The organism is Shewanella sp. SW24 (assembly GCF_025653395.1).
Classification (GTDB): Bacteria; Pseudomonadota; Gammaproteobacteria; order Enterobacterales; family Shewanellaceae; genus Shewanella; species Shewanella oncorhynchi.
On sequence record NZ_JAKKSH010000005.1, the window covers coordinates 113,190 to 137,821 of the forward strand.

A 24,632-nucleotide genomic window follows, 5' to 3' on the forward strand; every position below is an offset into this window, starting at 1 on the left:
CCACTTAAGTGATTATTTTACTGCGCTAGGATTCAGTTGCTCAAGCAGCAACATGACCATCAGAGCCGAGTGATAACCCGCTTTGACAATATAAGAGTCGAAATCCACTGGCGAGTCATTGTTGGCGTTATCCGATAAAGAGCGGATCACCACAAATGGCACTCCAAACTGATGACAAACTTGAGCGATTGCCGCACCTTCCATCTCACAGGCGGCCATAGTCGGGAAGTTTTTGAGCATGGCTTGGGTGCGAACTGGATCGCAAATAAAGCTGTCGCCAGTACAAATCAAACCTTCAATCGCTTTGACTTCACCCAGTTGAGCAATCGCTTTGTTGGCTGCTTCAACTAAATGTGCGGCAGGAATAAACGCAGCTGGTTGCTGCGCCATTTGGCCAATTTCATAACCAAAGGCGGTGACATCCACATCATGGTGACGCACTTCAGAAGAAATCACGATATCGCCAATGGCCAGCGAATCCACAAAACCACCGGCAGAACCAGTATTGATCACCGCATCCGGCGCATATTTTTCGATGAGTAGCGTGGTCGCAATACTTGCGGCGACTTTACCTATGCCTGAGCGAGTCACGACTACGTCTTTACCCGCGAGAGTACCAGCAATAAATTCAATACCAGCAATGGTTTGCGATGTCGCATTTGTCATGGCGGCGATCAGGTGAGCGACTTCTGGCTCCATTGCGCCAATAATTCCAATTTTCATGGGAGACCTTTTTGATTCAACACTTAAAGAGTGGGACACGGGAATGCTGGCTAATATACCACACAGTTTTATGCAGTCGTTATGGCGAGATTGGGATTGCTTGATAATCGCGGGGTAAAACGCGGGAGGGTTAACAGAAAAGTACGCTCCTAAGATGCGCGCTTTATCTATCTATTTTATCCATCAACCGATTGCGATAAGCCACAAGCAAATGGCTGAACTCGTTTGCACGAGTCCAGCCATTGGAGTGCTTGTTAAAATGACAAGGGTAAAATGTTTTTTTACCGATAAAACAAACACGTTGGCGCTTAATCTATAGCACTTAGTCTAAGTAATTAAGAATACCTTGGGCGGCATCGCGACCTTCGGCAATGGCTGTCACGACTAAGTCAGAACCACGCACCATATCACCACCGGCAAACACTTTCGGGTTGGTGGTTTGGAATGGGTTTTCGTCTAACTTGCTCGCTTTGACTCGGCCCCATTGATCGAGCTCGATACCGTGTTCGGCAAACCAAGGGGCAGGGCTAGGCTGGAAACCAAAGGCGATAATAATCGCATCGGCTTCGAGCAACTGTTCGCTACCGGCAATCGCTTCGGCGCGTTGACGACCACTTGCATCGGCCTTGCCCATGGCTGTTTCAACGCATTCAATGCCGATCACTTTGCCATCTTGGGTTTTAATCGCCACAGGTTGACGGTTAAACAGGAAGTTAACGCCTTCCTCCCGCGCATTTTGCACTTCGCGACGTGAGCCCGGCATGTTGGCCTCGTCCCGGCGGTAAGCACAGACTACGCTGCTGGCACCTTGTCTGACGGCTGTGCGCACACAATCCATCGCAGTATCACCACCGCCTAATACCACCACACGTTTACCTTCAAGGTTCAGGTAGGGCGTTTCAGCATTCTGAGTGCCCATTAAATGATGGGTGTTACCAATCAAATAGGGCAGGGCTTGGTATACGCCTTGGGCATCTTCACCCTCAAGGCCTGCTTTCATCGCGGTATAGGTGCCCATACCGAGGAAGACGGCATCGTATTCTTCGAGCAGTTTAGTAAATGGGATGTCCTTACCTACAGTGACACCGAGTTTGAACTCAATGCCCATGCCTTCTAATACACTGCGACGGGTCGCCATAACGGCTTTGTCGAGTTTAAAAGACGGAATACCGTAGGTGAGTAGACCACCAATTTGTGGATATTTATCAAAGACCACAGCTTTAACACCGTTGCGAGACAGAATATCCGCGCAGCCTAAACCTGCAGGGCCCGCACCGACAATCGCCACTCGTTCAGGGCGAGGCGTGACCTTGCTCATATCGGGGCGCCAGCCTTGGGCGATCGCTGTGTCGGTAATGTATTTTTCGACATTACCGATAGTGACAGCGCCAAAGTCGTCGTTCAGAGTACAAGCACCTTCACAGAGTCTGTCCTGTGGACAAACACGGCCGCAGATTTCGGGCAGAGTGTTGGTCTCATGCACTAAATCTGCCGCTTCCATAATGCGGCCTTGTTCCGCTAGCTTGAGCCAGTTAGGAATATAATTGTGTAGCGGGCACTTCCACTCACAATAAGGATTGCCGCAATCTAAACAGCGGTCCGCTTGCTCAGCCACTTGAGGCTGAGCAAAAGGCTGATAGATCTCAATAAACTGAGTCGCACGTTTAGCCGCAGGGTGTTTAGCGGGGTCTTTACGACCCACTTCAATAAATTGAAAATCGTTACTCATGCGCCATTACCCCGCTTTTACAACTAATTCTGGGCTCGATTTCTCTAATTTGAGCAGATCGGCCACGGCAATATTTTTAGGTTTTACTAATACGAAGCAATCTAACCAGTTACCAAAATCACTTAAGATCATCTTGGCATGTTCACTGCCCGTTTCGGCCACGTGGGCTTCAATCAGACCTTTTAAATGTTGTTGATGAATAGGTGATTCGAGTTTTTGAGTATCGACAAGCTCAGTATTCACACGGCGATTGAAGCGGCCGAATTGATCGAACACATAGGCAAAACCGCCTGTCATCCCAGCGCCGAAGTTCACCCCTGTTTTACCAAGGACAACCACAATGCCGCTGGTCATGTATTCGCAGCCGTTATCGCCAAGCCCTTCGACCACTGCAATCGCCCCTGAGTTACGTACTGCAAAACGCTCGCCCGCTTGACCCGCGGCGAAGAACTTGCCGCCCGTCGCGCCGTAAAGACACGTGTTACCGACAATGGCGCTGCGCTCACTTTGGAACGGGCTGCCAATTGGCGGGTAGATGACGATTTGGCCGCCAGACATGCCTTTACCCACATAGTCGTTGGCATCGCCGCAGAGTTTTAACCCAAGGCCTGGGCTGTTCCATACGCCAAAGCTTTGGCCGGCACTGCCGTTAAAGCTCAGTTTGACCGGCGCTTTGGTGCCTTTGACGCCGAGTGTGCTTGCGATATAGCCTGACAACGTCGCGCCAACGGAACGGTCGGTGTTGTTGATGCTGTAAGCAGCATCGAAACTCTCGCCCTTATCGACAGCGCTTTGGCATTCGTTTAATAAATGCTGGTTAAGCAGCCCTAAATCGGCCGGTGGATTGGTTTCTTGCCAAGTGCGTGACGAGGTTGCAGGCACCTTGGGTTGATACAAAATCGGTGACAGATCTAAGCCTTGTTGCTTCGCGGTTTGGCCTTCGAGGGCATATAACCATTCACTGCGACCGACGAGGTCTTCAAACTTGCTCACCCCTAAGGTCGCCATCCATTCACGTACTTCCTGTGCAACAAACTCAAAGTAAGTCATCACTCGCTCTGGCAGACCATGGTAATGGTTGTCACGCAGGTTTTTATCTTGCGTTGCTACGCCAGTCGCACAGTTGTTCAAGTGGCAAATACGCAGGTATTTACAACCTAGGGCGATCATAGGCACAGTACCAAAACCAAAGCTTTCGGCGCCCAATAACGCGGCTTTAATCACATCGGTACCGGTTTTTAAGCCGCCATCGACCTGCAGGCGAATTTTATGGCGTAGACCATTTTCCACTAGCGATTGATGCACTTCGGCTAACCCTAGCTCCCATGGACTGCCCGCATATTTCACTGAGGTAATTGGGCTAGCACCTGTGCCGCCGTCATACCCTGAAATCGTGATCATGTCCGCATAGGCTTTGGCCACGCCGGTGGCGATCGTGCCCACACCGGGTTCTGACACAAGTTTCACTGAAATCAGCGCTTTAGTATTGATTTGCTTCAAGTCGAAAATCAGCTGGGCTAAATCTTCGATAGAGTAAATATCGTGGTGCGGCGGCGGTGAAATCAAGGTCACACCAGGGCGTGCATGACGCAGTCCGGCGATTTCAACGCTGACTTTATGGCCGGGTAACTGACCACCTTCACCGGGTTTTGCCCCTTGGGCGACTTTAATCTGCAACACATCGGCATTAACTAGATAATGCGCCGTGACGCCAAAGCGTGCCGAGGCAATCTGTTTAATTGCAGAGTTGCGTTCAGTATTAAAGCGGCGTGCATCCTCACCACCTTCACCTGAGTTCGAGCGGCCACCTAAGCGGTTCATCGCAATAGCAAGAGCTTCATGGGCTTCAGGGCTCAAGGCGCCGATGCTCATGGCGGCACTGTCAAAACGTGAATATAGATTTGATGCCGCTTCTACATCGGCGACATTAATCGATGTTTGCGCGCCCTTAATACCGATTAAGTCACGCAGTGTGGCCACGGGACGATTGTCGACGAGTTCGGCGAATTTTTTATAGCTCGCGAAGTCTTTGTCAATCAATGACGCTTGCAAGGTGTTGACCACATCAGGGTTGAAGCAGTGATACTCGCCGCCCTCAACGTATTTCAGCAGGCCACCTTGTGGTAATGGCACATGGGCACGGTAGGCCGCTTTGTGCAGAATTGCTTGGTCTTGGGCGATGTCTGCAAAGCCTGCGCCCTCGATGCGGCTAATTACGCCTTTAAAACACAGTTCGATCACTTCGCTGGCAATGCCTATGGCTTCAAATTGTTGACTGCAACGATAGGAGCCGACAGTGCTGATGCCCATTTTGGACATGATCTTACGCAAGCCTTTTTCGATGCCGTAGCGGAAGTTCAACATCAATGCCGTGGTATCGGTTAAATCATGGCGTTTTGCCAGTTCGGAAATTGACTCATACACTAAATACGGATAAATCGCCGTGGCACCAAAGCCAAGCAATACAGCAAAGTGATGCGGATCTCGCGCCGATGCGGTTTCAACAATAATGTTGGTGTCGCAGCGCAGGCTCTTATTCACCAGCATTTGCTGCACAGAACCGACCGCCATGGCCGCGGGGATCACTTGCGCCGTTTTACCTATGGCTCTATCCGAAAGGATCAACAAAGTCGTGCCGCTGCGGGCTAAACGCTCGGCTTCGGCTGTGATACGGCGAATGGCACTTTCTAAGCCTTCCTGTGGTTCGTAATTTAAATCGACAATATTGGCGCGATAGTAAGTGCTATCTAATCCCAGTAACTGGTTAAAATCACTGAATAATAAAATAGGCGAATTGAACATCACCCGGTAAGCATGCCCAGTCGTTTCATTGAAGAGGTTCTGTTCACGGCCAATACAAGTGGTCAATGACATGACGTGCTTTTCACGTAATGGATCTATGGGGGGATTCGTTACTTGAGCAAATTTCTGCCTAAAATAGTCATACAGGGAACGTGACTTTTTCGACAATACCGCCATAGGTGTGTCATCGCCCATAGAACCTGTGGCTTCTTCACCTTGCTTCGCCAATACCCAAATGACTTGTTCTAATTCCTCACGGGTATAGCCAAATTGTTTTTGATATTGCAGCAATAGTTCAGGGCTTAACTCGCTGGCACCGTGCTGCTCAGAAGCTAAATCTTCCGCTGGCGTTAAAGTACGGCTGTTTTTCGCCATCCACTCTTTGTAAGGGTGGCGGCGTTTAAGATCGTTATCAATTTCAAAAGATTGGTACAGGCGGCCGTTCAAGGTATCTAATACCAGCAATTCACCAGGCCCAACACGGCCTTTTTCGATGACTTCATCGGCGGCGTAATCCCAAATACCCACTTCGGAGGCTAAGGTCAAAATACGATCTTTTGTGATCACATAACGCGATGGACGCAGACCGTTACGGTCTACGGCGCAGGCGGCATGGCGACCGTTGGTCATCACAATACCAGCCGGACCATCCCAAGGCTCCATGTGCATAGAGTTAAAGTCGTAGAAGGCTTTTAATTCGTCATCCATTTCCGGATTACTTTGCCAAGCAGGCGGGATCAATAGACGCATGGCACGGTATAAGTCCATGCCACCAGATAACAGCATTTCCAGCATGTTATCTAAAGATGAAGAGTCTGAGCCTGTTTCATTCACAAAGGGAGCGGCCTGCTGCAAATCTGGCAGTAGCGGTGAATTAAACTTATAGGCACGGGCGCGGGCCCATTGACGGTTACCCGTAATCGTATTGATTTCGCCGTTATGGGCTAAATATCTAAACGGTTGAGCTAATGGCCATTTAGGAGAAGTATTCGTTGAGAAACGTTGATGGAATAGGCATATAGAGCTTTTTAAGCGAATGTCCGCGAGATCGGGATAAAACGCGGGCAAGTCTACAGGCATCATCAGACCTTTATAGACGATAACTTGGCCTGACAAACTCGCGACATAGAAGTCTTTGTCATCGGTGATCTGCTGCTCTAGGCGGCGACGCGCCATATAAAGGCGACGTTCCAAGTCTTTTTCACGCCAGCCAATGGGGGCGTTGATCAGCACCTGATAGATTTGTGGCAGGCTAGCCTTGCCAATTTCACCTAACACATCGGGATTGACAGGCACCTTGCGCCAGCCTGCAATACTTAAGGTTTCACGCTCGAGTTCGCGCTCAAGAATAAACTTGGCTTGGTCAGCCAGTTCATCGTCTTGACTTAAAAACAGCATACCTACGGCAAATTTTCGGCTCAAATGCCAATCATTTTCCGTGGCAATCGCTTCAAAAAATTGCACGGGTAATTGCATTAATAAACCACAGCCGTCGCCAGTGCGACCGTCGGAGGCAATACCCCCGCGGTGCTTCATGCGATCTAGACCATGGATTGCCGTGCGCACTATACGGTGGCTGGCTTCGCCATCCATCTGTGCTATCAACCCAAAACCACAATTGTCCCGCTCAAAACTGGGATGATATAAGCTCATACAAAAACCTCCCTAGACCTCAACTGATTACTACTCGGGGAGAAAATGTAAAGACTTTCTATAGATATGCACCCGAACCACCCAAATTAGCCTGAGATTCAATAAAGGTCAAACCAAAAATTTGCATAAAACATGGGTATTAATTCATGTTTCATACACAAATCACAATTGCCTTACGTTAACGTCAACAGTGAAATGTGCCGTATAACATTATGAATAAAAAGAATTTTAAAAACTATCGAACTCAAAGTTTACCAAGGTGTAACATGCTGATGGGATTGTTTTTGATTTAGAAATAGTGATTTTTATTGCAAACACAGTAAATAGATAAAAAATTAAAATTGTTGAATTGTTATTCATTTTTGATGTGAGCAAGATCTCAGCGGTAAGCTGGCTAATTTGAGGGTGCGCACATTTATGATAATAACGGTATGAGTCAGGCGGGAATTTGATGTAGCGCCAAGAAAACTCTCGCTACCTTATTTACACTAAGCTTTTTCTTCTATTTGTTCACGTATTTTCTTTTCTATTTGTGATTTTATCTTGGTTATTCTCAATGAAGCGATATGAAATTTGGTGGGTGCTCTGATGGGGCTTGATGCATATGTGAACACCTTTGGTGCCGTTTGTAAGGCGCGATATGGCACCCGACTGCGAAAACTCACTATAGATGCCAAGTTTACTTGCCCTAACCGTGACGGCACTTTGGGGCGTGGAGGTTGTACTTTCTGTAATGTGGCGTCATTTAGCCATCAAACTGCCGATGTATTGAGTATTACTGAGCAACTCGAACAGGGTAAGAGCCGCTATCGTGAGGCGAAGCCTCAGGCACAAGCCGATAAATTTATTGCTTATTTTCAAGCCTACACTAGCACTTACGATGAATATCAAGTGTTAATGGCTAAGTACGATGAAGCGGTTAAAGATGGCGAGATAGTCGGTTTATGTGTAGGAACTCGCCCCGATTGTGTGCCAAATAATGTACTGGATTTACTGGCGCGCTATCAGGAAAATGGTGTCGATGTGTGGTTAGAACTCGGGTTGCAAACAGCCAAAGATGAAACACTGCGTAGAATTAACCGTGGCCATGATTTCGCCTGTTATTGTGACACTGTGTCGAGGGCGAGAGCTCGCGGTCTTAAGGTGTGCACTCATCTCATTCTTGGCTTACCCGATGAAACCCATAGCGATTATATGGCGACTTTAGCTGCTGTATTGCAGCAGGGTGTTGACGGTTTGAAGTTACATCCTTTGCATATCGTCGAAGGTAGCACTATGGCTAAGTCGTGGCGAAGTGGGCGCTTACCTTTATTGAGTCTTGAGGATTATGCCCATAGTGTCGGCGAGATGATCCGCCATACTCCCGCGGAAGTGATTTTTCACCGTGTCACCGCTTATGCGAAAAAACCTATGCTATTAGCACCCGATTGGTGTGTCTATCGTTGGGATGGATTGGTGGCGATTGTGGATAATTTGCAGCTTTATGGTGGACAAGGGCACGCATTAGCGCAACGATAGAGGCAAGTTAGTGGGATAAATTTACTCCCCAAATGTTATGTCGTCGCTATTATGTCGTAAGCGTTTATTTACGACTATTAGTTTGTTTTTTGTTAATTTTAATCTGAATTAGACCATGAATATCGCTATAAGTTGCACTGATAATTTTAGTGGGTATCATGTGATAAATTCGTTTTAAGCATTGAACCACTTAAGGGAGGCCTTATGGCCACAGTTGAATTAGAAGCAATCCTAGATCTCAATACTCTCGAACAGTACTGCAGCGCCATTGGTGCCGGTACCTTACTCAAGAGTGTGGTGTTATTTGAGCAGCTAATGCCTGAATATGTTGGAAATCTAGTGAAGGCTAACGACGCAGCAGACAAAGATACCTTATGTTCAGAAGCACATAAATTTAAAGGTGCTGCAGGTTCTGTGGGGTTAAAACGTATTCAGCAAATCGCCCAATTATTACAGCATGGCGAAGAAGCAAGATGGGATGCTGAACATGGCTCTTGGGTTGCTGACATCGTTGAACACGCGAGTGCAGATTTACAACAGTTAAAGTTATTCCTCCAAGCCAAAGCATAAAATATTACTTGCTAAGGTAAGTTAAGGCGCAGCAATAATGTCTATTGTTGCGCTCAATTGAGTGAATCTTGCATTGGTTTTACGATTAAGTTTGTTGTTTTCGACATTTTCTTGTTAGCGCTTTTCCCATCTTATTTTGTTACTCCCACTTAAGTTTTACGGCGAACCGATTGAATATCGATTCGGGTCACAATCCTGATATCTTATGCCGCGTTATTGCTCATCACTTATGCTAAAGTAGATTTAATTTCTTAATTCATAACCTTAATGGCAATCGAGAAAATGAAAAGTTTACCTAGCTTAAAAAACTTATTCTATTTGGTGAATCTCCATCAAGAGCAGAATTTTAACCGCGCCGCTAAGGTGTGTTTTGTCAGTCAATCAACGCTTTCAAGTGGGATCCAAAACCTAGAAGAGCAGTTAGGACATCAGTTGATTGAGCGAGACCATAAGTCATTTATGTTTACCGCCATTGGTGAAGAAGTGGTGCAGCGCGCCCGTAAAATTCTCACTGATGTGGATGATTTGGTGGAATTAGTGAAAAATCAAGGTGAGCCGATGACGGGGGATATTCGCTTAGGCTGTATTCCAACCATAGCGCCTTTCCTATTGAGTCGTGTGATCCGCCAGTGTCAGCAATCTTATCCGGCGATGAGTTTATTATTGAAGGAAGATACCACTGAGCGTTTGCTAGATGCTTTGGGTAAAGGAGAGCTGGACTTATTGATCCTAGCGCTACCCGTTGATACTAGCGGTTACCACAGCATGAAAGTGGGCATAGATCCTTTCAAAATGGTTGCCCACAAAGATTTAGCGGGTGGCATACATCAACCTATTGATTATCAAACTCTGCCGGACGAGAGCATTTTTCTTCTGCAAAGTGAGCATTGCATCACAGGCCATGCTATTACTGCATGTCAGCTAGGTGATAGTGCGAAAGTCAATCCGTTTGCCGCCACCAGTTTGCATACTTTAGTGCAGATGGTGAACAGTAAACTGGGCACCACGTTTCTTCCGCAAATGGCCATTGACGCGGGTATTTTGAATGACACAGATTTAGTGGTGATGACGCCACCGGGTGAAGCTCCTTACCGTGATATCGGCCTTGTTTGGCGTCAAACCACCAGTCGCATCTTAACTTTCCGCACTTTAGGTTTAATGATCCAAAAATTATTAACTAAGGACGGGGAATAAACTGACTGTAACTGCAAAGCATTAATTCAAGCTAAAGCTTAAAGTCGATTACAAATCAGAGCGGGGAAACGCCAAACACTTCAATTGAGTGTTGTTTCCCTTTGAGTTTGACTGGGCCTAGATTTGATAGGTGATACTGAGTGTTGGGGTTATCTAAACGTCCCGCGAGTGCGCCCGAAATCAACATGCGCTGTCCTAGTGGATTACATTGATCTTGCAGTCTTGCTAAGGTATTGAGCACGTCACTAAAGAAACTAATTTCTTGTTTCTGTACACCAACAACTGCAGCGACGACTTGGCCACAATGAGCCGCCGCTTTAAATTTCGGCACAAAGCCATAATGCTCTTCAAAGTAGCGGCGTTGCCAGTTCAGTTGTTGGCTAAATTCAAAATAAATATTCATGCAGCGGTCGTGAACTATCCCTTCTTCTAATGGCCAGTGAAGCAGCACTGCATCTCCCATATAGCGGTAGATTTCAGCTTCGTTATTGGACACTGTATCTGAAAGTAAACTAAAGCTGTCTTGGATCAATCGACTAAAGCGGTAATCGCCAAGTGATTCGGCATGTGTGGTTGAGGCGACCATGTCTAAATAGAGGAATAAGCGCTGCTCATATCTTGGCTTGTGGTATTTACCAAGGCCTATGTTGAGTAAAATACGCGGCCCGACTAATAATGCCATTTGCTCGACAAAAGCTAAGCTGACTCGTACGACGACCAAATATACGATCAATGCTTGGAATGAAGGGCTATAGAGAATGTGCGCCGTCAGCATTTGTCTGAGGGTCGACATATGATTTTCGATGGCCCACATATTTAAAAACTGAGTCATGTAAGCTAACGTCGTAGCACCCAGTAATAAAAACAAGCCCTTAAAGATGACTGAAAACACATAGGGGAGGCGATTGATTGCACTGAAATCTGCAATGACGTTCGACATCCAATGTAAGCTGCCAAAAATTATCCCCATGTAGATAGCAAGTGTTGCGAGATCAGCCGAACTTACCGCCCATTGGGGCAGCTCTGGTGATTGGGCATATCGAAAAAACACGAATGCAGCCATGGCAATCGCCCAAGCTAAAATCGCAAAAAGGAGTTTTTTCGCTTGTCTACGTGCTCTCACTGCTTGATTGGTATCCGAATACGGCTGTGATTTCAGGATGCCGTAGTTTATAGAAAAGAGTCACCTTAGTGCCAGTGAAATTTGTGATCTGGATCAATCCAAGTCCATATCGTTACTAAAAATTAACCAAATACCTTATTAAGTATCATAGCAGTGAAACTGGTCTTTAAATAAAAGCCCCTAGGGTTGGTCATTTTGAGGCTACCATCTTCGGCAATGCTTTGTGTTAACGCCTTACTATTAGCGGCCTTAGGGCGCAATTGCAGCACTTCGCCGTGGCGCGCTGTAAGCCTCTCTACTTTTCCGAGGGCGATAAGCTCCATGATCTCTTCCCAATCCTGTTGCAGTAATTGCAACTCGTGCGGATCTGGTTCCCACAATATTGGTGTACCTATACGGCGCTCACCCACAGGAATATGCCTCTCTCCTTCAACGGGTACCCAAAGTACTCGCTGTAACTTATGGCAGACTAAGCTGTTTTGCCAGGTTAATCCTTGGATATTCGATAGCGGCGCCACGCAGACATAAGTGGTCTCCAGCGGTCGCCCCTGTGTATCAATGGGGATAGTTTTTAGCTCGACCCCTAAATGTAGAAAATCTTGCTCAGGTTTAGAACCCGCCGTTGCGCCTAATTCCATTTCGATTAATTGACCGACCCAACCTTTATCGCGTTTAAGATCCTTGGGGACACGAATGCTTCTTTGGCTGGCTATCTGCGCCAAACTCACGCCCGCCATCATGTTGGCACGTTCGAGTAGTTCAGATAGATTTTCGGGGGGGATAATTCGATTCATGGCTGGATTTTACTTAAAAATAACCGCTTAGCAATGGCGGTTAAAAAACGAGCTCTACAGGGTGGGTTAACTTGTACCGAATGTTTTTATTCTAAGTGACTGATTTTAAATTTTATATCCGTGTTAACCCCCGTTTTGCAAAAAAGTGTTCAAAGTTACTCTCTGCTTTCCCTTGCGTTCCCCACATACTTATCCACAGATATTATGGATAACTCAGTAAAGTGAGCCTCTTAACCTAATAAAAACCCTAAGTCAATGCGAATAAAGTGCATTTATTCTGGCTTTTGTGGACAGTTGTGGACACTATTTGTGTATAAAGTTGAGTAATATCGCGAGAATGATAGAAATACTTCTTGCTGGTCAAATAATGAGCTTTATTGGTTTTTTAGTCTAAAATAAATCATGATTAACGTACAAGCTTATGAATTTATTAATCATTAAGTTTTAACTCTAAATTTTAAAAACGATGGTAAATAGATGTTTTTTGAACGTTATAACAAGTTCACCTGAGTTTCAAACAGAGATATCCACAGAAAATGTGGATATCCCCGGATTCCATCCCTTAGCATTGTTGATAAATGTCTTTTAAGTCAGATGTTATCCAAAGCTTAGGATAAAATAGAGGTTTGCTGAGAGACTAGCTTTATGAAACAATCAGTTTATTAAAATTTAATGTGATTTGGAGTCCATGTGATTGATAGCGACGGCTTTCGCGCAAATGTGGGCATTATAATTTGTAACAGATATGGCCAAGTCATGTGGGCTAGACGTTTCGGTCAACACTCATGGCAATTTCCTCAAGGTGGCGTCGATGATGGCGAGACAGCAGAAGAGGCTATGTACCGTGAGTTGTATGAAGAAGTGGGCCTAAGACCTGAACACGTGCATATATTAACCTCGACCCGTTCTTGGTTGCGCTATCGTTTGCCAAAGCGTTTAGTGAGGCAAGACAGTAAACCTGTGTGTATCGGGCAAAAACAAAAGTGGTTTCTGTTACAACTGAAAAGCCAAGATAGTGCGATTAATTTGAGTTCTTCTGGGCATCCTGAATTTGACGATTGGCGCTGGGTAAGTTATTGGTATCCTGTGCGGCAAGTTGTGTCATTTAAGCGTGATGTTTATCGTAAGGTGATGAAAGAGTTTGCGGTAACGGCATTGTCATTCCAAACCCTAGAAATACCTAGGAAACGGGGAAGACAAAAAACAACGGGCTGATTTTCAAAAGAGGATTGAAAACAGTGTTAAATACGCTTAGGGATATTACTCAGGCTGTGGCATCTGCCCACAGTTTGGAAACCGCATTAGAAATCTTAGTTTCATCGACTAAAGCGGCGATGGAAACCCAATGTTGCTCCATCTATATCCTAGAAGAGCAAGAACTCGTGTTATCTGCAACCGATGGTCTTGAAAAAAGCGCCGTTGGTCGAGTACGTATGCCGCTGACTGAAGGTTTAGTTGGACTTGCTGCCCAGCGAGAAGAGGCCGTTAATTTAGCGGATGCTCGGCTTCATCCAAGGTTTAAGCTTTTTCCTGAAGTCGCCGAAGAAGAATACCGCGCTTTTTTAGCTGTACCTATTATCTACCAGAAGGCTGTGGTTGGGGTGATAGTGGTACAGCAGGCGAGTGCTCGCCAATTCAGTGAGGGCGAAGAAGCCTTCCTGATGACCCTCGCCGCCCAATTAGCGATGGCAGTGCGTGGCTTAAAACAAAAAGCACAAGTCAGCTCCCATCATCAACAAATTCTGTTTCAAGGTACTTCAGCATCAAACGGTATCGCCATTGCGTATGCCTTCGTACTTGGTGGGGAAATCCCCCTTGAACAGCCTGAGGTGCGTTCTGACGATATTGCCTATGAATCGAGTCGCTTAACCACGGCTATGGTGCGTTGTAAAGAAGCGATAGGTGCCTTATCTCAACGGTTTGATCGCGAGCAAGATGACGAAGTTGTCTCCATTTTCAATGCATTACAGTTACTGCTTGATGATGCTAGTTTAGGCGGCGAATATACCCGTGAAGTGCAATTAGGCTGGGCTGCTGAGTCGGCGGTGAGTCGAGTGTCTCTACGTTATATTCAACAGTTTTTAGCAATGGAAGACCCTTACCTTAAGGAGCGGGCTAGCGATATTCGTGACTTAGGTCAAAAAGTATTGCGCCAACTTATTGAGCCAGAACGTCTAGAGCTTGAGCCCGATAAACCTGTAATCCTCATTACCCGTGAAGCCGATGCGACTATGTTGGCTGAGTTCCCAAGGCAAAAGCTTGCGGGTATTGTCACTGAGCTTGGTGGCGTAAACTCCCATGCCGCTATTTTAGCCCGCGCCTTAGGTGTGCCTGCAATCACAGGTGTAGAGCAACTGTTATCCGCCAATATTGACCAAAAACTTCTAGTCGTAAACGCAAGCCGTGGTCAGTTATTGGTGTCGCCATCACCTGCGATTGTCGGTGAGTATCGTAGCCTGATTTCGGCACAAAAAGCCTTGCAACGCCAGTATGCCCAAGAATTAGCGCTGCCTTCTGTAACCTTAGATGGTTCACGTATTCGCTTGTATCTCAATGCGGGATTACTCAGTGGTGTGGCCTCTGAAATTGCAGAGGGCGCCGACGGTATTGGGCTTTATCGCACTGAAATTCCTTTTATGTTGCAACAGCGCTTCCCGAGTGAATCTGAGCAAGTCAAAGTCTATCAACAGGTCTTATCGGCAGCGTCCGGTCGACCTGTGGTGATGCGTACTTTAGATGTGGGAGGTGATAAACCTTTACCGTATTTCCCGATTAAAGAAGACAATCCTTTCCTTGGATGGCGCGGTATTCGCTTGTCTCTGGATCATCCTGAGCTGTTTTTGGTGCAGTTACGGGCCATGCTACAGGCTGGGGGAGACGGTAAACAGTTAAGTATTTTGCTGCCTATGGTCAGCAACTTAGATGAAATCGATCAATCCTTAGAATATTTGCAACAAGCCTATGTTGAATTAAAAAACGATGTTAACAGCGACATAGTGATGCCACGCATAGGCATTATGCTCGAAGTGCCTGCCATGTTATATCAGTTGGATGATGTGGCAAAACGAGTGGATTTTGTCTCTGTTGGTAGTAATGATTTAACCCAATATTTGCTGGCTGTTGACCGTAATAACCCGCGGGTGAGCTCGTTATTTGACAGTTATCATCCTGGAATATTGCGGGCTTTGCATCAGGCGCACCTAGATTGTCGATACCATAAACTCGATATTAGTATCTGTGGAGAGTTAGCGGGCGAACCTATGGGGGCCATTTTGCTGGTGGCTATGGGATACGATCAGTTGAGTATGAATCAGGGCAGTTTAGCGCGGATCAATTATCTATTGCGTCGTGTTGCGCGGGCCGATTTAGATCAATTACTTGCTAAAGCGCTGAGCCTATCAAACGGCTTTCAAGTGCGTGAGCTGGTTAAAGAATATTTGACCCAGCAGGGTCTTGCAACAATTCTTAATTAACTAATGCTGTGTTTTGCTTTAAGCTAAGGCCCTCAATTTATCACGCTGTAGGTACTCGTGTGGATAGTTTGTTGTTGGTGTTCTTTATTTGCTTGGCTTTAGGCGCATTTGTCGGCTTTATGGCAGGATTATTAGGTATCGGTGGCGGCTTGATTGTAGTGCCGGCACTGCTTTATATTTTGCCATCGGTCGGTATTAGCTCTACTCAGCTCCCCCATATTGCAATTGCCACTTCGCTAGCAGCCATTATTCTCACCTCTATTTCGTCGGCACGTGCCCACCATAAGCGTGGCAATGTGCCTTGGAATTTATTCAAATCAATGTTACCGGGCCTGATTATAGGCGCGCTGGCTTCAGGTTTTATTGCTGAGCGTATTCCCGCTGATAAGTTACAACAAGGTTTTGCCATCTTTGTGATTTTAATGACAATTCAAATGGCTTACCCCGTTAAGGCCGAATCAAATCGTCAATTACCTAATTCAGTAGTGCTTTTTGTTGTATCGGCTTTTGTTGCGGTTTTGGCAGGTTTGACCGGGATAGGTGGCGGTATACTGATAGTGCCATTTTTGACTTTTTATGGTTTACAGATGCGTCAAGCCGTGGGGTTTTCTGCTGCGATGGGTTTCTTAATCTCTCTTTCTGGCAGTTTCGGCTATATTATTGCAGGTATGAATGCCCCTGAGTTGCCCTATGGTACCTTAGGCTATATCTATTTACCTGCATTGTTTGGTTTAGTAATCACTTCTGTCTTGATGGCGCCTGTGGGGGTAAAAGCGGCGAGCACTTGGCCAACACCTGTACTTAAAAAGATATTTGCATTGTTACTTCTATGTGTCGGCCTTAAGTTAATTCTGACCTAGTTTTTATGTTTATCTCAGTTTGAGGCTGCTAATGGATGTGTTATGGCGTTGAGTTTCCCCAATATCGATCCCGTGATCGTTTCATTTGGACCGTTTAATCTTTTTGGACAAACCTTTGAACCGGCACTACGTTGGTATGGTTTTACCTATTTAGTCGGATTTGTTGCGGCTATGTGGTTGTTGAACCGCCAAGCCGACCGTTCAAAGGGGATATGGACGCGGGAGCAAGTTTCAGATTTACTCTTTTATGGTTTTCTTGGGGTGATTTTAGGTGGCCGTATCGGTTACGTGCTTTTTTATCATTTCGATTATTTCCTCGCCAGTCCCCTCTATTTATTTAAAATCTCTGAAGGTGGCATGTCCTTCCACGGCGGTTTGATGGGCGTGATTACGGCGATGCTTTATATCGCGTGGAAACAAAAACGTACTTTTTTTACTGTCGCCGATATGGTGGCACCTGTTGTGCCTATTGGTTTAGGCGCTGGTCGTATTGGTAACTTTATCAACGGCGAGCTTTGGGGACGAACCACTGATCTGCCTTGGGCTATGGTGTTTCCAACTGGTGGGCCTGACCCACGTCATCCATCCCAGTTGTATCAGTTCGCCCTTGAAGGCGTAGCATTATTCCTATTACTTTACTGGTTTAGCAAACGTACCGATAAAGTCGGTGCAGTCTCTGGTATGTTCTTAGTCGGTTACGGTATGTTCCGTATTATGGTTGAAACTGTGAGGCAACCCGACACACAGTTGGGACTTTACTGGGGATTTATGACTATGGGGCAGATACTCTCTGTGCCTATGGTGTTAATCGGTTTGTACTTGATTTTTCGTAAGCAAGGTAAGCAGCAATGAAACAGTATTTAGACTTAATGAAGCACATATTAGCCGAAGGCGTGGATAAATCGGATCGCACAGGTACTGGGACTCGCTCGGTATTTGGCTATCAAATGCGCTTCGATTTGAGCAAAGGTTTTCCTTTGGTGAGCACCAAAAAATGCCATATGCGCTCTATCATCCATGAATTGCTGTGGTTTCTGAAGGGGGAAACTAACGTTGCCTATTTACGCGAAAACAAGGTCAGCATTTGGGATGAATGGGCCGATGATAATGGCGATTTGGGCCCAGTTTATGGTGCCCAGTGGCGCAGTTGGCCAACCCAGAGTGGTGATGCTATCGATCAGATTTCGCAAGTTATCGCCCAGATAAAATCTCAACCAGATTCTCGCCGTCTTATCGTTTCTGCTTGGAACGTGGGCGAACTGGATAAAATGGCTTTGGCACCGTGCCACGCGTTTTTTCAGTTCTATGTAGCCGATGGTAAATTATCTTGTCAGCTGTATCAGCGTAGTTGTGATGTGTTTCTTGGTTTGCCATTTAATATTGCCAGTTATGCTTTGTTAACTATGATGGTCGCCCAGCAATGTGACTTGGCCTTAGGTGATTTTGTGTGGACGGGTGGTGATACCCATTTATATTCTAATCATATGGAACAGACGGCACTGCAGTTAAGTCGTGATCCAAAACCGTTGCCGACCATGACTATTGTACGCAGACCTGAGTCGATTTTTGACTATCAATTTGATGATTTTGAATTAACAAACTACGCTCCACACCCTCATATCAAAGCCCCTGTTGCTGTGTGATGTATGTTTTTTAGCCTAACACTTCGGGATAACCGAGGTGTTAGGGAGAAACTTACGATTATATTTGTTATTACAATTCGTCTACACTCAATTCATTATGATTTTTAGGAGTGCAAGATGGAAAAAGCAATTAGAAATTTTCTGAGCCAAGAGTCGGCTGGCGGTATCCTGTTATTGGTTGCTGTTGCCTTAGCCATGCTGATGGCCAATTCCCCCTTATCTGGACTTTATCAAGGCTTTTTAGGCACTGACGTTCAAGTCAAAATTGGCGAGCTCAACATACACAAGCCACTTATCCTGTGGATAAACGATGGCTTGATGGCCATATTCTTTTTGCTGATTGGTTTAGAAGTGAAACGTGAGTTACTTGAAGGCGCCTTATCGAGTGTCGCTCAAGCTTCCCTGCCTACCTTTGCAGCCATTGGCGGCATGTTAGTCCCTGCTGGTGTGTACTTACTGTTTAACTACGGTGATCCTGTCACACAAGCGGGCTGGGCGATTCCTGCCGCGACCGATATTGCCTTTGCCTTAGGTATTATGGCACTGCTCGGAAGCCGCGTTCCTGTTTCACTGAAAGTCTTCTTACTTGCTTTAGCTATCATCGATGACTTAGGCGTCATAGTGATTATCGCGCTGTTTTACAGTACTGACCTATCAACCATCAGTTTAGTGATTGCCAGTTTAGCGATTGCGGGCTTGGTTGGGTTAAACCGCAAAGGGGTTATCTCACTTTTACCCTATGGCATCTTAGGGTTAATTCTTTGGGTTGCCGTACTTAAGTCTGGAGTGCATGCGACTCTGGCTGGCGTCATCATTGCTTTTTGTATTCCATTGCGGGCAAAGGATGGCAGTTCACCCTCAGAAGGCTTAGAGCATAGTTTGCATCCTTGGAGTACTTTCCTCATTTTGCCAGTGTTTGCTTTTGCTAATGCGGGTGTTTATGTCGGCAATATGAATTTGGAGACGTTAATTTCTCCTGTTCCTGTTGGTATTGCATTGGGTCTGATGTTAGGTAAGCCAATCGGTGTAATGTTATTTAGCTTTATTGCGGTGAAACTAAAATTAGCGCAATTGCCTGATGGCGTAGGTTGGAAGCAAATTGCCCCCGTCGCGGCCATGTGCGGTATTGGTTTTACTATGTCTATGTTTATTGCGTCGTTAGCCTTTGAACATGCAGACCCTATGTACGGTGACTTAGCACGCCTAGGAACCTTAATCGGTTCGATTATGGCAGCGTTAGTCGGGTATTTCTGGTTATCAAAAGTGTTACCTAATAAAGGAGTATAACTATGATAAAGTTGAAATTAATGGGAATAGCAACGCTCTTATGTTTATCGACAACCGCGACGGCATCGCAAATTTCGGCCTGTAATCAGGATGCAAACTCGCAGACTTGCCAAAGCTATCTTGAAGGAATAGTGGATGGCGCTTTGATGTTTAAATCTGATTCCTTAGGGGCGAGATTAGAAACTAATGGTTATGAATCGAGGGCACTTAAGTATCGCGGTGGTAAACGTTTCCAAGAAGCGAATCGAACCTATTGCGCCGAACGTATTCCTGAACGTAACGTTTTAGTTTCAGGAGTCACTGAAGCGGTAAGTCTGGGGAATGCTGCCGATTTGGAGCAGTTACAAGGCATAGTTACTAACCTACTCGACTGCCAGCGTTTAAAGTAACTTGACTGGGAATCATCAGGTTTTTAATCATCTGATTTTAAACTATCGAGTTTAAAATAACACAGTAACCCCTCAGCGCTTTGGCGTTTGAGGGAGCATTAACAGCGGGTTAGCATGCTGCACTTGAATTATAACCACTTGTATTATTTTTGGATGATTAAGAAAAAGGGCTCAGTCGCGAAGGCGGCCGAAGCCCTATGTTTAACGCCGCAAACGATAACGGGGCAAATTCGTGCCTTAGAAGATAGGTTAAACGGCAGTCTGTTCAAGCGAGTCGGTCGGACATTGGAGGCGACAGAGTTAGGTGAATTGGTGTTTCGCTACGCCGATAAGATGTTTAGCCTTAGCTATGAAATGCTCGATTTACTTAATTATCAAAAAGCGGATGCCATGTTATTCGAGGTGGGTATTGCCGATGCCTTATCTAAAGCTTTAGTCAGCCGAGTTTTATTATCTGTAGTGCCTAATGACAATTCTATGCACTTAGCCTGCTATGAGGCGACTCACGAGAGCCTAATGGCGCGTTTACGTGAGCATAAACTGGATATGATCCTTTCGGATTGTGCAGGTGAGTCACTGAAATACCCTGAAATTTTATCTAAAAAATTGGGCGAGTGTGGCGTGAGTTTTTTCTCCGCTGAGACTTATAGCGCTGATTTTCCGGCTTGTTTAGAGCAAGGCCAGCTATTAATCCCCGGCCGCAGAACCTCACTTGGACAACAGCTATATCGCTGGTTTGACGAGCAAAACCTTAAAGTCAGTATCTTAGGTGAGTTCGATGATGCGGCCATGATGAAAGCCTTTGGTTACCTTAAACGAGGTATTTTTGTCACACCGTCGATTTATCGCCAAGAAGTGATTTCCCATGGTATGAATTTGCTCGGTGAAACCACCGATGTGAAAGAGGAATACCATGTGATGTTTGCCGAACGTATGATCCAACATCCTGCGGTAAAGCGATTATTGGATACAGATTTTAGCGATCTCTTTGAGGGGCTCGATACGCAAGTACAACAATGCTAATTTTGTAAGTCAATATGAAGGGTTAATCGACACTTTAGTCAGTGAACTGATAGACTAATGCCAAATCTGTGTTGGGAGAAATACCTTGGAATTAATGAACATCGCAAGGGTTCGCTGGGCATGTCGCCGTGGGATGCTGGAATTAGACGTCTTGCTTCAACCTTTTGTTGAAAACTTCTATCAAGAAATGTCCGATGAAGATAAAACCGTGTTTATCCGTTTGTTGGAATGTGAAGATCCAGAATTGTTTGCTTGGTTTATGGGCCATGAAGTGTGCCCTGATATTGAACTGGCTCGTATGATAGTGAAAGTCCGTGGAAGACCGGCACCATAGTTTCAGTGTAAAAGCCTCTTTCGACCAACGACTCTCGTTGGTCGTTTTTATTGGTGTCTGTTCTAGCTCATTTCTGCTTTGGCCCCAAAGCGACATTATCGCCTTATCTCTGCTTAAATATTTGTTTATCGTACTTGTTAGTATTTTTTTGCTGTCGCAGTTGTGGCGACTGCAGCATTGGCGTTTAGATTTTGTGCTGAGTGATAAAGGCGAGGGACGTTTGTCAACGGGGGAGCACTTTCAGGTACTAAAACGCACTTGGGTCACGCCCTTTGTTTGCTTTATTTATATCAAAGTGGATACTCAGCTACGGCTCTTGCTGGTTTGGGCAGATATGTTAGACGATACTGACTATCGACATTTATGTCGGCTGTTGCTGCGGGCTAAAATGCAACAGACTAAACCTCATTCTGAGATTTAGTCTGTTTATGATGAAGTAATCTATGCGTATGCCGTTACTTTTCTGGTAGTAAAATTGTTGGGCGAGGCGCGTCTAATTTCTCTGGATGATCGATATTAAAATGCAGCCCACGGCTTTCTTTACGCTCCATGGCACAGCGAATAATTAATTCGGCCACTTGCACTAAGTTACGTAATTCGAGCAAGTTATTGCTAACCCTGAAGTTACTGTAATATTCCTGAATTTCTTGCTGTAACATCAGGCAGCGGCGCAGTGCTCGCTCTAGACGTTTATCAGAGCGTACAATTCCAACGTAGTCCCACATGAATAACCGCAGTTCGTGCCAGTTATGGGCGATGACCACTTCCTCATCAGAGTTCGACACTTTACTTTCATCCCATGCTGGAATTTGTCCCGGGATTTGAATTTTATGCAGTTGGCTTTCTATGTCCTGTGATGCCGCACGGGCAAACACTAAACATTCGAGTAACGAGTTACTCGCCAGACGATTGGCACCATGTAAGCCCGTATAGGCGACTTCACCAATAGCATAGAGACCATTGAGATCCGTCTGACCGTGCATATCTGTCATCACACCACCGCAGGTATAGTGTGCGGCGGGTACCACAGGAATCGCATCCTTAGTGATATCAATTCCTAGATCTAAGCAACGGCTATAGATGGTCGGAAAATGCTTCATCACAAAGTCAGCATCTTTATGGCTGATATCCAGATACACACAGTCGGCACCCAGACGTTTCATCTCGTAGTCGATGGCTCGGGCAACGATGTCACGGGGAGCGAGTTCAGCGCGTTCATCAAAGTCCGGCATAAAGCGGCTGCCATCAGGACGACGCAGATAAGCACCTTCTCCACGCAGGGCTTCGGTGAGTAAGAAGTTGCGCGCATCTGCGTGGTATAAACACGTCGGATGGAATTGGTTGAACTCCATATTCGCCACGCGGCAACCTGCACGCCATGCCATGGCAATACCATCACCACTAGCGACATCGGGGTTTGAGGTATATTGATAAACCTTAGAGCTACCGCCTGTTGCTAACGCAACAAACTTGGCCTTAACGGTTTCGACGTGTTCTTCATTACGATTCCACACATAAGCGCCTAACACACGATTACCTGGGCGATTTAACTTACGGGTGGTGATGAGGTCGATGGCGTTATAGCGTTCTAAAACTTGAATATTGGGATGGGCGAGTGCGCGCTCTTGCAGTGTGGTTTGCACTTCCTTGCCTGTAGCATCGGCAGCGTGCAGAATACGTCTGTGGCTATGGCCGCCTTCACGGGTTAAATGGTAAGGTGCGTCTTTTGCATTACCGTCTGTGGTTTCTTCTTTATCGAAGGCGACGCCACATTCGATAAGCCATTGCATCGCACTCTTGGCATTTTCAGCCGTGAAAGTGACAACGTCTTTGTCACATAAACCCGCCCCTGCGATTAAGGTGTCTGCAACATGGGATTCGATAGTGTCACTTTCGTCGAAGACGGAGGCGATACCGCCTTGGGCGTAGTAAGTCGACCCTTCCGAGAGTGGGCCTTTTGAAAGCAGAATTACTTTTGCTTTTTCAGCAAGATGCAAAGCTAGTGTCAGACCTGCGGCACCGCTACCTATGACTAATATGTCAGATTGGTGTTCAACTACTTGTTTCATCGGGTATCATGATGTGACTGAAGAGTGCCAACTATGGTAAACCAACTCACCGATTATGGGTACTTTCCTTTTTACCTTACTTTTTTTGTATAATTTTTAGAACTTTTTCAAAGCCCGCGAGTCTACATAAGTGAATATGATTCGAGCGACTGAGAAATCAGCATTTTAGATTTAGGAGAAGTCGGCTCGGATGAGTGGACAATTAAGTGATCAACAATTAGTTGAGCGCGTACAACAAGGTGATAAAAACGCTTTTAACCTGTTAGTGCTTAAATATCAAAGTAAAGTCATTAGCTTGATATCCCGTTATGTACGGAACCAAGCGGACGTTGCTGATGTCGCACAGGAAGCGTTTATCAAAGCTTACAGAGCTTTGCCAAACTTTCGCGGTGAAAGTGCATTTTATACTTGGTTGTACCGCATCGCAGTAAACACTGCGAAGAATTATCTCGTATCACAGGGGCGTAGAACGCCTGCGAATGATGTTGATGCAGAAGATGCCGAATATTACGAAGGTAGTGACGCGCTGAAGGAGTTTGCCTCCCCAGAACGGCTAATGTTATCGGATGAAATCAAAAAAGTGATTTTCGATACATTAGAGACCTTGCCTGAAGAATTACGAATGGCCATCTCATTGCGTGAACTCGATGGTATGAGTTACGAAGATATTGCCATAGTCATGGATTGTCCTGTCGGGACCGTAAGATCACGTATCTTCCGAGCACGAGAAGCAATCGATAAAAAGCTCCAGCCTTTGCTGGAAGCCTAAATTCTTATTTTAAGAAACCCTTATATTTAGACAGGTGAAAAATGGATAAATTAGGTCAAGAATGGGTATCTGCCGCAGTCGATGGAGAGACTGATGAACAGACCATGGCAGAGTTATCTGCTGATACACATTCACATGATAAATGGCATAACTATCATATGATAGGCGATGCCATGCGTGGCGAATTGCCGCAGACTATTGTGTTAGATCTCTCTGCTAGCATTGCTGCCGCCATTGAACTTGAGCCAGCGATAGTTGCGCCTAAGCATCATGTGTCTAAAGTCACTGCACCTGTAACGCCACAAATTGCCGCCAATTCGGAGCAAAGCCGCGTCGTACCTTTATTTAAGCAATTTGGCCAATATGCCATTGCTGCGACGGTTGCTATGTTTGCGATTGTGGGTGTGCAGAATTACAATCAAACTGCCGATGATGCCGCGTCACCATCGCCCGTGTTAATTACAAGGCCGCTTATTGGTAGCGCATCACCTGTGAGCCTACAAACCGGTCCTGTACAACAGAATCAAGGCTATACCAATGATCAGGTGAATGAGCAACGTCGCCGAATTAATACTTATATCCAAGATCATATGTTGCAACAACGATTGAATACTGGTGCGGTTGTAGAGGACAATACCGAGGTCGTACCCGTTCCGGTCAATCAATAACGAGGAGTTAG

General features: G+C 45.8%; 21 protein-coding genes. 15 read left to right on the plus strand and 6 right to left on the minus strand.

From position 1 onward, the window contains the following. Positions 1 to 12: 12 nt before the first annotated feature. From L5M17_RS06385 to gltB, 3 genes are all read right to left on the minus strand, one after another. Positions 13 to 723, minus strand: a complete 711-nt coding sequence (locus tag L5M17_RS06385; RefSeq protein ID WP_028760844.1) for a 5'-methylthioadenosine/adenosylhomocysteine nucleosidase — start codon at positions 721 to 723, stop codon at positions 13 to 15. Between the two features lie 322 nt (positions 724 to 1,045). Further along, entirely contained in the window at positions 1,046 to 2,452 is a 1,407-nt protein-coding gene (locus tag L5M17_RS06390; protein WP_263140514.1) for an FAD-dependent oxidoreductase, read from the minus strand. Between the two features lie 6 nt (positions 2,453 to 2,458). After that, positions 2,459 to 6,907 carry a glutamate synthase large subunit gene (gene gltB / locus L5M17_RS06395; protein ID WP_263146052.1) on the minus strand — a complete coding sequence of 1,483 codons (4,449 nt, stop codon included), beginning with the start codon at positions 6,905 to 6,907 and terminating at the stop codon, positions 2,459 to 2,461. A gap of 588 nt (positions 6,908 to 7,495) precedes the next feature. Here gltB and L5M17_RS06400 point away from each other — a divergent pair. The 3 genes from L5M17_RS06400 (at position 7,496) to oxyR (ending at position 10,189) form a co-directional block, all read left to right on the plus strand. Then, entirely contained in the window at positions 7,496 to 8,425 is a 930-nt protein-coding gene (locus tag L5M17_RS06400) for a TIGR01212 family radical SAM protein (RefSeq protein ID WP_263146053.1), read from the plus strand. 204 nt (positions 8,426 to 8,629) lie between these two features. Continuing rightward, complete coding sequence (locus tag L5M17_RS06405; protein ID WP_028760840.1) at positions 8,630 to 8,995, plus strand: Hpt domain-containing protein; 366 nt, start codon at positions 8,630 to 8,632, stop codon at positions 8,993 to 8,995. A gap of 282 nt (positions 8,996 to 9,277) precedes the next feature. Then, positions 9,278 to 10,189, plus strand: coding sequence for a hydrogen peroxide-inducible genes transcriptional activator OxyR (oxyR, locus tag L5M17_RS06410; RefSeq protein WP_198572141.1), 912 nt, complete (start codon positions 9,278 to 9,280; stop codon positions 10,187 to 10,189). 55 nt (positions 10,190 to 10,244) lie between these two features. Here the strand turns inward: oxyR and L5M17_RS06415 are convergent, their stop codons facing one another. Together L5M17_RS06415 and mutH are read right to left on the minus strand one after the other, a co-directional pair. Beyond that, entirely contained in the window at positions 10,245 to 11,312 is a 1,068-nt protein-coding gene (locus tag L5M17_RS06415; RefSeq protein ID WP_105249866.1) for an adenylate/guanylate cyclase domain-containing protein, read from the minus strand. A 122-nt stretch (positions 11,313 to 11,434) separates the two neighbouring features. Then, positions 11,435 to 12,106 (minus strand): DNA mismatch repair endonuclease MutH, encoded by a 672-nt coding sequence (gene mutH / locus L5M17_RS06420; RefSeq protein ID WP_131523041.1) that lies wholly within the window; start codon positions 12,104 to 12,106, stop codon positions 11,435 to 11,437. A gap of 690 nt (positions 12,107 to 12,796) precedes the next feature. On the opposite strand from mutH, the gene rppH reads away from it, so the two are divergent. The 10 genes from rppH (at position 12,797) to L5M17_RS06470 (ending at position 21,536) form a co-directional block, all read left to right on the plus strand. Then, on the plus strand, positions 12,797 to 13,321 hold the full coding sequence (gene rppH, locus L5M17_RS06425) for an RNA pyrophosphohydrolase (RefSeq protein WP_006080762.1): 525 nt from the start codon (positions 12,797 to 12,799) through the stop codon (positions 13,319 to 13,321). Positions 13,322 to 13,344: 23 nt separating this feature from the next. Further along, positions 13,345 to 15,579: a phosphoenolpyruvate--protein phosphotransferase gene (gene ptsP, locus L5M17_RS06430; RefSeq protein ID WP_105249864.1), complete on the plus strand. Its 2,235-nt coding sequence runs from the start codon at positions 13,345 to 13,347 to the stop codon at positions 15,577 to 15,579. 59 nt (positions 15,580 to 15,638) lie between these two features. Beyond that, positions 15,639 to 16,439, plus strand: coding sequence for a sulfite exporter TauE/SafE family protein (locus tag L5M17_RS06435; RefSeq protein WP_113940671.1), 801 nt, complete (start codon positions 15,639 to 15,641; stop codon positions 16,437 to 16,439). Between the two features lie 42 nt (positions 16,440 to 16,481). Continuing rightward, a complete protein-coding gene (gene lgt, locus L5M17_RS06440) occupies positions 16,482 to 17,291 on the plus strand; it encodes a prolipoprotein diacylglyceryl transferase (RefSeq protein WP_263146056.1) in 810 nt (269 codons plus the stop codon). Then, positions 17,288 to 18,082: a thymidylate synthase gene (thyA, locus tag L5M17_RS06445; protein WP_105249861.1), complete on the plus strand. Its 795-nt coding sequence runs from the start codon at positions 17,288 to 17,290 to the stop codon at positions 18,080 to 18,082. Before lgt ends, thyA begins: the two co-directional genes overlap by 4 nt. Before the next feature lie 117 nt (positions 18,083 to 18,199). Then, positions 18,200 to 19,369 (plus strand): Na+/H+ antiporter NhaA, encoded by a 1,170-nt coding sequence (nhaA, locus tag L5M17_RS06450; RefSeq protein WP_263146057.1) that lies wholly within the window; start codon positions 18,200 to 18,202, stop codon positions 19,367 to 19,369. A gap of 2 nt (positions 19,370 to 19,371) precedes the next feature. Further along, positions 19,372 to 19,758, plus strand: coding sequence for a hypothetical protein (locus L5M17_RS06455; protein WP_105249860.1), 387 nt, complete (start codon positions 19,372 to 19,374; stop codon positions 19,756 to 19,758). A gap of 114 nt (positions 19,759 to 19,872) precedes the next feature. Further along, the gene (gene nhaR / locus L5M17_RS06460; protein ID WP_028760830.1) at positions 19,873 to 20,781 is read left to right on the plus strand and encodes a transcriptional activator NhaR; all 909 of its coding nucleotides are present in this window, start codon (positions 19,873 to 19,875) and stop codon (positions 20,779 to 20,781) included. Positions 20,782 to 20,866: 85 nt separating this feature from the next. Further along, positions 20,867 to 21,115, plus strand: a complete 249-nt coding sequence (locus L5M17_RS06465; RefSeq protein WP_173246130.1) for a succinate dehydrogenase assembly factor 2 — start codon at positions 20,867 to 20,869, stop codon at positions 21,113 to 21,115. Beyond that, the gene (locus tag L5M17_RS06470; RefSeq protein ID WP_263146060.1) at positions 21,096 to 21,536 is read left to right on the plus strand and encodes a protein YgfX; all 441 of its coding nucleotides are present in this window, start codon (positions 21,096 to 21,098) and stop codon (positions 21,534 to 21,536) included. The genes L5M17_RS06465 and L5M17_RS06470 overlap by 20 nt, the downstream gene beginning before the upstream one ends. 34 nt (positions 21,537 to 21,570) lie before the next feature. On the opposite strand, the gene nadB is transcribed toward L5M17_RS06470, so the two are convergent. Then, positions 21,571 to 23,184 (minus strand): L-aspartate oxidase, encoded by a 1,614-nt coding sequence (gene nadB, locus L5M17_RS06475; RefSeq protein WP_028760827.1) that lies wholly within the window; start codon positions 23,182 to 23,184, stop codon positions 21,571 to 21,573. Between the two features lie 190 nt (positions 23,185 to 23,374). Here nadB and rpoE point away from each other — a divergent pair, with 190 nt between their 5' ends. Both rpoE and L5M17_RS06485 read left to right on the plus strand, forming a co-directional pair. Further along, entirely contained in the window at positions 23,375 to 23,953 is a 579-nt protein-coding gene (gene rpoE / locus L5M17_RS06480; RefSeq protein ID WP_028760826.1) for an RNA polymerase sigma factor RpoE, read from the plus strand. A gap of 41 nt (positions 23,954 to 23,994) precedes the next feature. Further along, positions 23,995 to 24,621: a sigma-E factor negative regulatory protein gene (locus tag L5M17_RS06485; protein ID WP_263146062.1), complete on the plus strand. Its 627-nt coding sequence runs from the start codon at positions 23,995 to 23,997 to the stop codon at positions 24,619 to 24,621. Positions 24,622 to 24,632: the final 11 nt, after the last annotated feature.